This is a genomic window from Thalassomonas sp. RHCl1, from assembly GCF_947387555.1.
In the GTDB taxonomy this organism is placed as follows: Bacteria; Pseudomonadota; Gammaproteobacteria; order Enterobacterales; family Alteromonadaceae; genus Thalassomonas.
The window spans coordinates 397,992-410,771 of the sequence record NZ_CANDNZ010000003.1 but is presented as its reverse complement, the minus strand read 5'-3'; the positions used below and the strand labels follow the sequence as shown (position 1 = coordinate 410,771).

The following is a 12,780-nucleotide window of genomic DNA, read 5'->3' as shown; positions in this document are numbered from 1 at the left end:
TTTATGAGTAGTGCTTTTTCACGTCGTTTTCTAGAGTTAGTAGAGCAGTTTGCCGGCGGCAACAAGCGCCAGTTTGCCGAATTAACCGGTAAATCATCCTCACATATTTACCGTATTTGCCGCGGATTAGGGCGCCCGTCAATGGCATATCTGGAACATTTATATGGCCTGTTTTCAGTCGATTTAAACTGGTTACTTACCGGCGAGCGCGCCCATGATAATCCGGTGCAACACAGCAGCGACGAGCTGCTGCTGGTGCCCAAGCTTGATGTTGAAGCCAGTGCCGGTTTCGGTACTATCAACGGCGCCGAGGAAGTCACCGAACAGTTTGCCTTAAATAAACGCTGGTTAAGCTCACAACTTGGGGTGCACGGCGAACATCTTGCGTTTGTAACGGTACGGGGCGACAGTATGCTGCCGACCTTACATCACGGCGATATGGTACTGGTTGATTTAAACCAGCAACAAGCCGCCCGCGAAGGTATTTATGTATTGCAAACCCAGGATGGTTTGATGGCAAAACGGTTAAAACAAAAGTCAGATCATGTGGAAGTGATCAGCGACAACCAGGAATACCCCAACTGGCAAATTAACCACGACAATGCCGAGCAACATGCCGTGGCTGGGCGTATTGTCTGGTGCGGGCGAAGCCTGTAATTTTAAAAATTTAACCAGGCATTATTTGCCGTTAACAAACGGGCTTTGCACCACCTGGTTCCGGCCGCTTTTTTTGGCGAGATAAAGGGCGGCATCAACCCGGGAAATTAATTGCGCTAAACTTTCCGGAGCAGTGAAAGCCGCCACGCCAAAACTGGCGGTTTGCTTTTTTACAATCGGAAATTCGGCCTCTTCAGCGGCTTTTCGCAACTTTTGTGCGATCAGATTACATTTCCTCAAACCGGTTTCCGGGCAAACAATGATAAACTCCTCGCCGCCCCAGCGGGCTGCCAGGTCATTTTTCCGGGTATGCTTTATCAGCAGTTTGGCAAAAAGGCTCAACACCATATCGCCGGTTTGATGGCCGAACTTGTCATTGACCTGCTTAAAATAATCTATATCTATCAAGATCACGCTAAATTGATTGCCGTAACGCCGGGCCCTGTTTATTTCCGCTTCCAGTACGGCATCTGCTTTATGGCGGTTAAACAACCCGGTCAGTTTATCGGTGACTGCGGCCTTGGCTAACTTGTCATTACTTTTCCTGAGTTTGGCAATTAAACTTAAAATAGCGGTTCTCGCCATTTCAAAGCTGCGCCCGACCAGGCCTATTTCACTGTTTTCCCGCCAGCAAAAGGCGTGCTCTAACTCATTGTCTTGAAAGTTTCTCGCCTGCTGGGCCAGACGGTTCAGGGGCCTGAAAATAATAAAATGTACTAAAGGGAACATGATAATCAGGTTGACCACAAAGGTGTAGCCAAAAACCTTAACCATTAACTCCCGTTTGTTCTTCATTTCCTTTTGCTGGCGAATATTGTTAAAGACAATGTTAAGTTCGCCAATATTGACCTTGCCATAAACGATATCGGCCCGGTTGCTAAACAGCATACCCGATTTTCTTTGCGGTATATCTATGTTGATAAAGGGCATCTCATTTAAGTTATCGTATATTTCCAGGGACACTATACTGGGATCTCGTTTGATCAGGGTCAGGATCAAGCCGGCGTTATTGGGGGAAAGAAAATAAATGGGCTCAGCCATAGCGGTGGCGATTTTTTCGGTGAGCTCAGCCCGTTCAAGGGAAAACTCCTGATAAAGTTTATTTTCAATTGTTGAAATCACGTACCAGCCAGCGCCGCCAAAGGAGCACAATAGCGCCAATAAGATCCCTAAAATAATGGTAATTTTGATGGAGTGATGCTGTAGTCTAAAAAATGGTCCCATGTTGATCGATACATTGCTTAGTGATCACATAATTTGGCAAATCGATCTTTTTTAAAATAATATCGGCCTGTAATTGATCGATTTCAGCTTTTAACTGTGCGGAGATTAAGGGGGCATTATGCCGGTCAAATGCCAGGCCCACTCCGTTTTCCTGCAATCCCAATATTTTCAGCTGCTCCCGCCAGATATTGCGGTAGGCGGCCACTAAAGCGCGATAGGCGGCGTCGCCGACATTAACCAAAACAGAAGTTAATACGCTGCCCGGATATACACCATTTTGATTGCTGTCCGCCCCTATACTATATACCCCTTTTTCATGTGCTGCCCTCAATACTCCCTGGCCACTTGCTCCGGCGGCGGCATATAAGACATCAACGCCGCCGGCTATCTGCTCCATGGCTATTTCATAGGCCTGTTGCGGGTTATTCCAGCCATCAAGTGCATCACTGATAAAAGTTACCTTAACCTCAGCTCCGGCCAAGGCATGGCGTGCCCCTTTAATATAACCACAAAGAGAATTTCTGATCCCCGAGATATCTCTGCCGCCGATAAAACCTAGCTTTTTGCTGTTACTTTTTTGGGCAGCCAGATAACCGGCCAAAAAAGCGGCTTCCTGATAGGAAAACATGAAAAAATGAGCATTGGGAACATTATAAATGCCGTTAAAAACAATAAACCTTAATTTCGGCTCCTGGCGCACGATTTTACGCATAGTCTCATTGTCAAAATCGTTGATCATAATGGGATTAAAACCAGCTTTTGCATGGGCAAATACCGCCTCGATTAAGGAGTTTGCATTTGGCGTTAAATTATTGGCAAAAATTCTCGCTTCCTTGACCTCAATGCCAAATTTCTTTTCAAACTTTTCAATACCTGTATGAACGGCTTCATTCCAGGCATTATCCATAATTTCTTCGCCGTCATAGATCATGACGGGTTTGAAATCATAAGCCATAGCGGGGCATAAACAGAAAAGTGACACTAACAGCGCTTTTAACTTCATGAAACAGTTAAGCGATAGGGGCAATAGACGAAGAATAGTTCGACTTTTTAGTAAAGTCTATTTACCAAAACCGGGTCAGTCCGAAGAGGAAAACGCTGGCCAACTGCCTGGCTAACCATCATGGTTTTTCTGATACTTGCCGCTGGCTAGCGTTATTTTCTAGGTAAGTAACCGTTTTTATTGTCATAATAGTCCCCATAAAGCACCTGTATCGGTTTTAGCGATAAAATCGTGAGGACAAGGTTTAGCTGGATATCCAACAGAGAAAACTAGCTTACCGGCAACAAATTACATTAAATCAAGAGATTAACATGACGGACAATTACAAAAAACGCGCTATTGGCGAGCATCGGTTACAACCGGAATCACTCATGATGGGCTATGGTTATGATCCCCGGTTATCAGAAGGTTCAATCAAATGTCCAAACTTTCAAACCTCTACCTTTGTTTTTGAGTCGGCAGAGCAGGGAAAGCATTTTTTTGATGTTGCCTCCGGGCGCATTCAACTGGAGGAAGGGCAGCAGGCCGGCCTGGTGTATTCCCGTTTTAATAACCCGACCATAGAAATTGCAGAAAACCGCATTGCCGTTTGGGACGGAGCACAAGACTGCCTGATCACCGGCAGCGGTATGTCGGCCATTTCAACCATGCTGCTGGCGCTTTCTAAACCGGGCGATGTCATCGTTTATTCAGAGCCTATCTACGGCGGTACAGATAGCCTGATCAACGGCATTTTGGCACAAATGAATATTCAGGCGGTGGGCTTTATCTCCAGCGAAGGCACCAAAGGGTTAGAGCAGGCGCTAAGCAAAGCAAGCCAGATGGGCAATATCTCTGTGGTCATGGTGGAAACCCCCGACAATCCCACCAATAACCTGATTGATATCGCCCAGTGCCGCCAGCTTATCGAGACTTTTACCAATCAAAATACCGGTAAACAAGCTGCCCGGCCGGTACTGGCAGTCGACAACACCATGTTGGGGCCGCTATGGCAGAAGCCGTTAGCACACGGCGCCGATTTATGTCTGTATTCCCTGACCAAATATGTCGGCGGACATTCAGACCTTATTGGCGGCAGCTGCTCCGGTGATAAAGCCCTGATCTCAAAAATTAGAAAAATCAGGAACAGTATCGGCACCACCATGGACTCCCATACCGCCTGGCTGATTCTACGCTCGTTGGAAACCTTAAAAATCCGTATGCAGGCGGCAACCAGCGGCGCAAAAGAGGTAGTAGAGTTTTTACAGGCGCATGATCAGGTGACCCGCATCGACTACCCGGGTTTATTAACCCCGGATGAACCGCAATACCAGGTTTATCAAAAACAATGTAAAGGAGCGGGATCAACTTTTTCCTTTGAAGTAAAAGGGGGTGAACAAGCGGCATTTAACGTGCTGAACCGCCTTAAACTGGTGAAACTTGCCGTCAGCCTGGGAGGGACAGAAAGCCTGGCCCAGCATCCTGCCGCCATGACACATTCCGGCGTGCCTAAAGAACGCCGGGAATCGATAGGTATTACCGAGGGATTGATCCGGATCTCTATTGGTATTGAAGAGCCGCAAGATATCATTGCCGATCTTGCCCAAGCCTTGGCCTGATCTCAGCACGGGTTTTAACTCAGTGCTCATGCGATTTTTCCTCCAGGAAATTTGCTGCCAGATGAATCACAGGCAGAATGACAGCAATTCTGCCTCACAACTTTAGCTGCTACATGATCCGGTTCAAGTTGAGTTTTAGTCATAACTTGATAAAGCTGCTTTTTAACTGACTATACATTTCCACGTGAAGTGATTTTTTGCTACAGGAAAATTGAAATAGTGGGCATAATAAAAATACTGGTTTTACCGTTCCTCATTGTATGCTCAACAGCAGATGCAAACAATTCTGTCGCAGCAGCATCCAAAGGGGTTGAACATAGACTTATTCAGGTATTAAAAGATGATGTTAACGGCGTAGATGGCCTGGATAACCCCAGGGCCGTAGCTGTGACGCCAGATAACTCCCGGGTTTTTGTCGTTAGCGGTGATGATAATGCCTTTGCTGTATTTAATCTTGATAAGCACTTTAATTTAAGCTTTAGCCAGATCTTTAAAAATGCTAACCCTGCAGTTAGCGGTTTAGAGGGAGCCTCGGCAGTGGCCTTGTTGAACAAAGGGAATAAAGCCATTGTTAGCAGTTTTTATGACGGCTCCTTATCCATCTTTTCCCACAAACAGGATCGCTACCATTTGCATAAAACAATCTCTGACGGCCTGACTGTTCAAAGAGTTTTTGGTGACAAAAAAGCTGTTGGCGACCTGGACACCCTGGGATTATTGGGAGCCTGGCAGCTGGTTAGCACAACCGATAATAAGCAGCTGTTTATTACCGGCTATAAGAGTAATGCTGTTTCTGTTTTTGATATTACGCCGGATGAAAAAGTTGTCTTTAGGCGGTTCATTACCACTGGCATGGCGTCTGCCGGCGGTTTAGGAAACCCTACCGGCCTGGCATTATCCCCCTCGAATGAAGAGTTATTTGTACTTGGTTTTGATGAGCACAAACTGACTATTTTTAATCGGGATAAAAACGGCAATTTATCGGCGAAGCAGCTTTTGCAACATGGAATGAATGGCGTAGATCAATTTTTAAACCCGCAAAAAATAGTTGTCTCACCGGATGGGAAATTTTTATATATAGCGTGCTCCGGTAGTCATTCGCTTGTTGTCTTTAGAAAAGCCGAGAATGACCGTTATGTCTTTTTACAGGCTATCACTAATAAAGAAGTTGATGGTGGCTTAAAGGGGGCGGGCAGCCTGGTAATTTCGTCAGATGGCGCTTTGATATATGCGGCAGGCGAAGCTGATACCGGTTTAGTATTATTTCAAAAGCAAATAGACGGAAAGCTCAAGCTAATCAGCCGGTTGCCAAATAAAGGCAAGCCGATTGATAACCTGAACGGGATCTCCTCCATTAATCTTAGCCCTGACGGCCGCCACCTTTTGCTGACAGCTACCGAGAGTGATGCTTTATTTGTCTTTGAAGTGGTGAATAGATAAAGGAGATACTTTGATAGTGCCAGTAACCCAGAGGAGCTTTCTGGAATTTAGGTAATTTATTGGCAATCAAGTTTCTCAGTTTCAGATAAATAGATACTCATCCGGAATGGTTATTTACTTAGCGTACACCAGAGAAATTTTATTATTTGGCTGTTAAATTTCTGGTGTACCCGGCACATACATTCAGCGCCTTAATCGCTGAACAAATTTTATCTGCCGTGCCTGTAAAGAACTTTTCTTTTTCCTGTAAATGTTACAGCTAAAAGCCCCAAAGACAGTAAAACAATGCTTGCAGGCTCAGGCACCGTAGCCTGCTGCAACCTGTGCTCTCCCAGACCGGGCTGTACTTCAATAATTTCGGTAATAAAAAAATCAGCATATTCACCTGAAGGCGGTATATGTTGATTGGCATTAATATCACCGTAACTACCGGGGACTATCACAGTATCGGGATGTGGAGTTTGCTGCCATTGGCCAAGTCCATGTAAACCTAACAGAGGCAGTGCTGTAATTGTTTCCACCAGAATGTCTGTATCAGCGACAAAAAAGTGGATATCAACAAAAACATCAAAAAAGGACTCAAAACTCCCGGATACTGCAGCTTCATCATCCAGTGTCAGGGTTAATTGCCCCAGCGAAGGCATGGTGGGAGTAAGCGCAATGGACAAATCAAAATCCGTTCCGCCGATATCAACGGGGTCTACGCTAACTAGAGAAAGCGCCACCAACTCTACGTCGATAGTATCAGAGGAGCCTTCTCCCGGCAGCACAGCATCATCCAGGCGCCTGACCAGGGTATCGGTATTACCAGGTCCTGCCGGATCACCAATAAAATCAACAATACCTATTTCAGGCATGGGTGAGCCGGGAAAGCTAAAGTCTAAAAAGGTCCCGGCGGTGGTTTCCAAATAGTCGGATCCGGCCATAATTATTGTGGCGGAAAGCGGAGAGCAAAACATCAGCAACAATGCCGCAAATGCTCCTTTTAACGAAGGGGTCTTGAATAACTGTATTGAAAATTTGACTGATAGAAATGATAACATCTTGGTTTTTCTGAGCATAATAGCATTCCTCATTATCAAGTGACATGCCTGCCTTGTTTGTGCATAACAAACAGGTAATGCATAAAATTGGTATGTATGAACAATAAGACAGGCATGAAAAGAAGGGCATAATTCATGCCTGCTTAATAAAAACAAACAAGCCCAACATGTTAAAGCCCTGTCCAGACTTTTCTGACCGCATGATTGTAAAATATTTCAACAATAGCCTTATTTATCGAGACAGGGAGATTCCGGCGACGCATATCAAAATTAGCGTTAAAGAAGGAGAGCCCTTTCAGAAGATAGCTTTTAAATGCAAGCCGCACTTGAGTAACATTTTTCAAATGCATACAAAAGCACCCTAGGGTGCTTTTGTAATAACAATTTTGACCAACCAACAAAATTGGCCGAGAACGATAACAGTGTTTATTCAGTTTTGACCTTGTTAAAGACGTAGCAATTAACTAAAAAGTACTACCTCTGCTTACGACGTAAACCCAAACCTAACAAACCAGCAGTCAACAGAATCAAAGCCCCAGGCTCCGGCACTGGTGCTGCATCATAGGTATAAGTTGCCACTATTTTCCCCCAGGCACCGGTATTGGAGGTATTTGCAAAAGTTTCTCTACCTGCATCAGTAAAGTTGCGGATAACCGTCTCAGCTCTAAAATTAAATCTAAAATCAATCATCCCATCGGTAGTGAAGGCTGAATAATCAATGATCGACATATCACCACTTCTTTCACTGCCCATATCGAAGCTAAAAAGATCTCCCGGAGCCATATCATAATCTCCTGAGGAGGAGCTTTCGGCAGCATCAAGAAAGCTAGAACCTCGCGCAAAAACAAAATCATGGGTGACGCCCGAAACGACCCCCCAACTTCCTAATGTCCCTAAGGTAGCAACGGTATTGCCATTCTCTGAAGTATTATTTTGTGAAGTTCCGGTAGCATTAATTTGACCAAACGCAGTAAGAGTAACCCCTGTTAAGGTTCCTAAGCTGGAATTAAAGCCAGCAATTGACAAAATCGCTGATTCCTGGCCAACATCCACTGCCGTGCTACTGCCCATAACCCCAAAACTATCTTCAACCGTTATCATAGCTGCCAACGCGTTGGAGCTAGCCAGACACAATGCGGTCGCGGCGATTGCTCCTTTAATAGACATCCCTTTTAATTTTTTCATTTTTATTCCTCTAGATAGTTAAAAACATAAATATTGTTTTAAAACAACAAGAGAAACCCACGTAAGCAGATGATATTTAAGGGCTTCCTTGCTGTAACAACCTGATTAGCAATACGCACACCAAGCATTTAACATACTGATTTTAAATACTTTTTATATTTTCTGGTTTGTCATATTATAAAATTGCAAATAAAGCTGACACTCTGCCCATCTGTACAAAAATTTATCAATTTGTTATTCCCTCAATCGAAAAATTCGCCATGACAGGAAATATGTAACAAATATGCAAATAAATAATGTCAAATTTGTTTTATGCGAGAAGAAATATAACTTATGGACTAATAAATAGTATTACCCGATATTACATCGCCTGATGAAGATGCTTATGAGGCGTCATCAACCTATTTGCATCGCAACATTGTCGGTTTTCAAAAAACCAGTAAGGCTGGAGCGATATTGTTAAATGCATGCTTAAAATGGCGCGTTAATAACCCATGGGGATAAATAGAGTTGGATGAAGAGGTGCCTTGATATATGTCCAGCACAACTTGCTCATCCTGGAACAGGATAATTAACTGCAGACTCCGACAGCAAAAAATAAAAGAAATTCTCTAATAACGTAAAATCTCTTCCCGAATAACGAATAATAAGGTGGCTTTCATCTATGCCTAAAAGTCACCTTACGATGTAAGAGATATCTCACAAAGAGGTGCGAGATAAAGGTATTTTTTGCCAATCCATCTTGGGGTTAACAAGATAAGCAGCTGATAATAAACAACAAAATATTAGATGAGAAAATATAGCTAATCAGAATTCAAAAAAATTTAACAACACCTACCTAATAATAAAGTTACATTCGCGTAATATTACCTTTGTCAGGACGGCACAGGGCAGGAAGCTCTACAAGGAAGACTTTAGGATAAAGTCAGGTGGCAGGAAGTCACAAAGGAAGTAATACACGGAAGTATGTCGGTCAGGGAGACCGATAAGCACAGGATAGCTTGGAACCCGCAGCAATGTGGGTATGCATCGGGAAGATGCTGACCCGGGAAGGGATATGGAAGTGACAGGAGTCACGAAAATGAACTAGGGACAGGCTGTTCAAGGAAATTCAGGATAGAATGCGGACACTAAATAAGTGCAGGATGCGCTAAGCTAGTTAAGAAAATGCGACTCTTTTGAGTTGCATTTTTGCTTTCTGGCCTTTGAAAAATCTTCAATATTTTATTAGAGACTGATAAGCCAGCAAAGAATACTTCCCGTAAATGAATCATAGGTAACGGTTTGTTACCCTGGCAGGTTAATTTTCATCTCACAACGCCGTTATTATCACCGACCACCAAGTTACTGCTAACTGTCCTGTGATCACAACATCAATTAATTTAACGCCCTAGCCGGGTTGCGGGTGCAAGCTCAAAGGTTTCATCACTTTAACATGAAAATACCAGGCCGAGATTAATACCAGAGTGCAACCGGTTATGCTGATCAAATATGAACTGCTGATCATAAAATTTAGCCAGCTAAGCTCAACATCAAAAAAGCTTTTATAAAGCAAAATACCAACACTACCTGCATAACCCATGGCGTCAGCGAGATAAATCAAAAAACCGGCATTGCCTTTATCCTTGATCACCGACAGCATGCGATCAAACAACAGGCAATTAAAGGGGATATAGGCAAGGTAAATGCCGGTAGAGTGGGCGATCATCCATGCCTGACCGGACAAATAACCGCCCTGATAAACCAGGGTACTTAACCCTATCATCGCAATGCCGATAAAGATAAAAGCATGGTTGGCCATAAAAGCGCGCATATTGTTTTTCACAAACATCAACAGGCTTAAAGTCAGTAAAATAAAAAGTGAGGTATAAAGGGCCGCGCTAGAAAATATTGCCGGTGTATTACCAAAACCCAAACTTGACCACAGCTCAGCGGCAAAGTTATCAGTGTAATCACGGATCCCGGTTAATAACATGTAGGTGAGGATCAAAGCGATTAACCCCGGAGCATATTTAATAAAAAATGCCATACGGGCTTTGCCGTCCATGGGTTTTCGTTCATGGCGTGCGGCAATGTCCTGCGGCGAAGGTTTAGGTATTTGCATTAAAAAGAATACCGAGACAAACAGGGGCAGGGTGAATACCGCTCCTGTGATGGCGGGCATCCAAAACTCGCTGATCCCGTGGCTGAGCATCAACCATTGACCTACGCTTTTGACCACCCCGGAAGAAACAATAAAACTGACGCTTAAACCGGCGCCTAAAATTTCAGAAACCCGCCGACCTTCCAAAAAGCTGAACACCAGGCCCCAGATCATGCCAAGGGGCAGGCCGTTTAAAAACAAGGTCAACAGCTTCCAGTTTGGCGGTGCAAGAGCAAACAGTATCAGGGCAAGTTCAGCAAACATCACTAAGGTTAAAATAGCCAGCGCCCGGCGACCTGCGTTCATTTCAGATATTACCTTAATGCCGATAAATTTCGACAGGGCATAACCGAGTACTTGCGAAAGAATCAAGGCGGTTTTGAAATCAATGCCGTAAGAAAAGTCCGCCATACCCTCATAATTGCTGACGGTAAAAGGTTTGCGAAAGGCATACATGCAAAAGTAGGTCATAAAGGCGGCCATAGTTGCATAAACCGTGAACCACAGCGTGCTGCATTGGCTTAACCACAGGGAAATTCGCTTCATATTCTGCTCATGTCATTTCTAAATAGCCGCTAGCTTAGCGAAACTTTATGACAGAAATATTGTGGTATATACCAGGCTGATTATGAAGTTTTTATGACCATGCTTGCTCACTGCTTGTGCCTGGAAATCAAGTTAAATAGACTACATTAAAACCTGGTATATACCAAAAACATCAATCTGACCAGAACCTGACCAAGGATATAGAAGTTGTTATGAATCAAACCATTAAAGAAGTTGAAGCGCTTTATCTGGATTATGGCAGCCAGACATATGAAGAAAAATGCAGTCAGCTGCAACATGCGCAGCAATGCGGCACCCTGGCAATTGAACAGGGCTTTGATAATGAGCTGGCATTAGCAGCATTTTTACATGACATAGGGCACTTCGTTGCCCAGCGCGACAATACCGGAGGTTTCACCGACTTTGGCCACCCGGCGCATGATGACATCGGCGCCGCCTTTTTGGCAAAGCACGGTTTTTCCAACCGTATTGTCATGCTGGTAAAAGAACATGTGAAGGTCAAACGCTATTTAGCCGCCAGCCGACCGGGATATCTCGAGCAGTTATCCCATGCCAGCACAGTAACCCTGGCGCAGCAGGGAGGGGCTATGACAGCACAAGAGGTGGAAAACTACCAGAAGATTAAGCACTTAAAGGATATCATCACCTTACGCACGCTCGATGACAGCGGCAAACTCCCCCAAATGACCTGTAAACCGTTGAGTTACTGGCTTATACAAATAGCTGAAAATTTACACTGCAAGTAGTGCAAGTCGGGGTTACTGCATATTTTCTATGCTAGCTCTCCTCAAAATCATCACATCAATCCAGACTGTAATCAATGAATGTTTAGGGTGCTTTACCCTTATATCGACCATGCCTGAGCATTAATAGCGCTCCTGTACAAGCATTTAGCCAGCCCGGGCCAAGAAGGCAACACTTTCTGGAAAGAAGACTAAATTTAATATTGTCAAAGGCTTATATAGTAACACTCTCGTAGTTTTACCATCACTGCCGAGTAATAAAGCGTAATATTTTTTTATAATAATTCTGCTAAAGTAGTCTAGAAGGAGTTGCTACTTCTCCATGGATTTGGACCGTCGTTCAGTGCCCGCCTCTTGTTGTATGGATATCGCCGTAACTCTGTTACAACACATATAAAATCTAATAAATATTCAATGCTTTCAACGGAAGGAAAAGTATGATGAATGCTAAATGTTTAAAATCTGCTTTAGTGGTATTTATTTTCTCTGTTACCTGTTTGGCGGGTAAAGCCAATGCAGGGTTAATTGTCGGTGAACTTTATACCGACGCCTCCGGCATTGCCTGGGAGTACGTGGGATCTTTTGATTTGGCGGCGGGCCCCAACTGGCAGGAAGTCAACCAGAGCACTGAGCATAAACCTTATAACGGCATAGAAGCCGCTGAGCTGCTTTTCGGCGAGTTGGCCCCGGGGAGTGAATACGCCCTCAGCTCCAATGTCTTTCAAACAACCGAAACCTATCAAATCAACCATATGGCCTGGTACGACGGCATAATCTCCTATATTCACGAAAAGAGCGAGTCCCTGGCGGCTGATAAATATAATGACGGCCTTTACCGTGATCAAGGAGACTTTTCCGCCTATATCTCAGACCGCGGCGTGCTAGGGGAGAATATCAACCATGTCTTTAAAACAGCAAACGTTCCAGAGCCATCCACCTTAGTGCTGTTAACGTTTGTTTTAACGGGATTGGCATTTCGTCGTTTAAAATACCGCTAAAAAACATAATATTTACTGCTTTGCTTATTCAGATGAGAAAAGCTGAAAACTCCTAGCTTCGCGTATAGGGTTTAATATTTACTATACTGAGTAGGTACCTGAAAAACGTGTAAGCCTGAGTAATTACGGGTTGAAAGCAATCTGAATAATACGCATAGCAAACTGTTCAAGTTGGCTGT

10 protein-coding genes are annotated in these 12,780 nt (G+C 44.0%); 5 read left to right on the top strand and 5 right to left on the bottom strand.

The genetic code is table 11. The annotated features are described in order from the left end of the window. Positions 1-3: 3 nt before the first annotated feature. Entirely contained in the window at positions 4-657 is a 654-nt protein-coding gene (locus QL234_RS12125; RefSeq protein WP_281558103.1) for an XRE family transcriptional regulator, read from the top strand. Positions 658-678: 21 nt separating this feature from the next. On the opposite strand, the gene QL234_RS12120 is transcribed toward QL234_RS12125, so the two are convergent. Together QL234_RS12120 and QL234_RS12115 are read right to left on the bottom strand one after the other, a co-directional pair. After that, on the bottom strand, positions 679-1,881 hold the full coding sequence (locus QL234_RS12120) for a diguanylate cyclase (RefSeq protein ID WP_281558102.1): 1,203 nt from the start codon (positions 1,879-1,881) through the stop codon (positions 679-681). Beyond that, a complete protein-coding gene (locus QL234_RS12115; protein WP_281558101.1) occupies positions 1,865-2,863 on the bottom strand; it encodes a BMP family ABC transporter substrate-binding protein in 999 nt (332 codons plus the stop codon). The genes QL234_RS12120 and QL234_RS12115 overlap by 17 nt, the downstream gene beginning before the upstream one ends. Before the next feature lie 332 nt (positions 2,864-3,195). On the opposite strand from QL234_RS12115, the gene QL234_RS12110 reads away from it, so the two are divergent. Together QL234_RS12110 and QL234_RS12105 are read left to right on the top strand one after the other, a co-directional pair. Beyond that, positions 3,196-4,482: a cystathionine gamma-synthase family protein gene (locus QL234_RS12110; RefSeq protein ID WP_281558100.1), complete on the top strand. Its 1,287-nt coding sequence runs from the start codon at positions 3,196-3,198 to the stop codon at positions 4,480-4,482. A 219-nt stretch (positions 4,483-4,701) separates the two neighbouring features. After that, complete coding sequence (locus tag QL234_RS12105; protein ID WP_281558099.1) at positions 4,702-5,922, top strand: beta-propeller fold lactonase family protein; 1,221 nt, start codon at positions 4,702-4,704, stop codon at positions 5,920-5,922. A 209-nt stretch (positions 5,923-6,131) separates the two neighbouring features. Here the strand turns inward: QL234_RS12105 and QL234_RS12100 are convergent, their stop codons facing one another. The 3 genes from QL234_RS12100 to QL234_RS12090 form a co-directional block, all read right to left on the bottom strand. Further along, positions 6,132-6,983 carry a PEP-CTERM sorting domain-containing protein gene (locus tag QL234_RS12100; protein WP_281558098.1) on the bottom strand — a complete coding sequence of 284 codons (852 nt, stop codon included), beginning with the start codon at positions 6,981-6,983 and terminating at the stop codon, positions 6,132-6,134. 456 nt (positions 6,984-7,439) lie between these two features. Further along, positions 7,440-8,150, bottom strand: a complete 711-nt coding sequence (locus QL234_RS12095) for a choice-of-anchor E domain-containing protein (protein WP_281558097.1) — start codon at positions 8,148-8,150, stop codon at positions 7,440-7,442. A gap of 1,390 nt (positions 8,151-9,540) precedes the next feature. Then, positions 9,541-10,839, bottom strand: a complete 1,299-nt coding sequence (locus QL234_RS12090; protein WP_281558096.1) for a DUF5690 family protein — start codon at positions 10,837-10,839, stop codon at positions 9,541-9,543. A 212-nt stretch (positions 10,840-11,051) separates the two neighbouring features. On the opposite strand from QL234_RS12090, the gene QL234_RS12085 reads away from it, so the two are divergent. Together QL234_RS12085 and QL234_RS12080 are read left to right on the top strand one after the other, a co-directional pair. After that, positions 11,052-11,606, top strand: coding sequence for an HD domain-containing protein (locus QL234_RS12085; RefSeq protein ID WP_281558095.1), 555 nt, complete (start codon positions 11,052-11,054; stop codon positions 11,604-11,606). Positions 11,607-12,040: 434 nt separating this feature from the next. Then, positions 12,041-12,601 carry a PEP-CTERM sorting domain-containing protein gene (locus QL234_RS12080; protein ID WP_281558094.1) on the top strand — a complete coding sequence of 187 codons (561 nt, stop codon included), beginning with the start codon at positions 12,041-12,043 and terminating at the stop codon, positions 12,599-12,601. Positions 12,602-12,780: the final 179 nt, after the last annotated feature.

What these genes read in the sequence shown, in the direction of transcription:
- QL234_RS12095 (WP_281558097.1), bottom strand. Translation starts at nt 8,150, where the DNA reads ATGAAAAAATTAAAAGGGATGTCTATTAAAGGAGCAATCGCCGCGACC.
- QL234_RS12100 (WP_281558098.1), bottom strand. Translation starts at nt 6,983, where the DNA reads ATGCTCAGAAAAACCAAGATGTTATCATTTCTATCAGTCAAATTTTCA.
- QL234_RS12120 (WP_281558102.1), bottom strand. Translation starts at nt 1,881, where the DNA reads ATGGGACCATTTTTTAGACTACAGCATCACTCCATCAAAATTACCATT.
- QL234_RS12090 (WP_281558096.1), bottom strand. Translation starts at nt 10,839, where the DNA reads ATGAAGCGAATTTCCCTGTGGTTAAGCCAATGCAGCACGCTGTGGTTC.
- QL234_RS12125 (WP_281558103.1), top strand. Translation starts at nt 4, where the DNA reads ATGAGTAGTGCTTTTTCACGTCGTTTTCTAGAGTTAGTAGAGCAGTTT.
- QL234_RS12085 (WP_281558095.1), top strand. Translation starts at nt 11,052, where the DNA reads ATGAATCAAACCATTAAAGAAGTTGAAGCGCTTTATCTGGATTATGGC.
- QL234_RS12080 (WP_281558094.1), top strand. Translation starts at nt 12,041, where the DNA reads ATGATGAATGCTAAATGTTTAAAATCTGCTTTAGTGGTATTTATTTTC.
- QL234_RS12110 (WP_281558100.1), top strand. Translation starts at nt 3,196, where the DNA reads ATGACGGACAATTACAAAAAACGCGCTATTGGCGAGCATCGGTTACAA.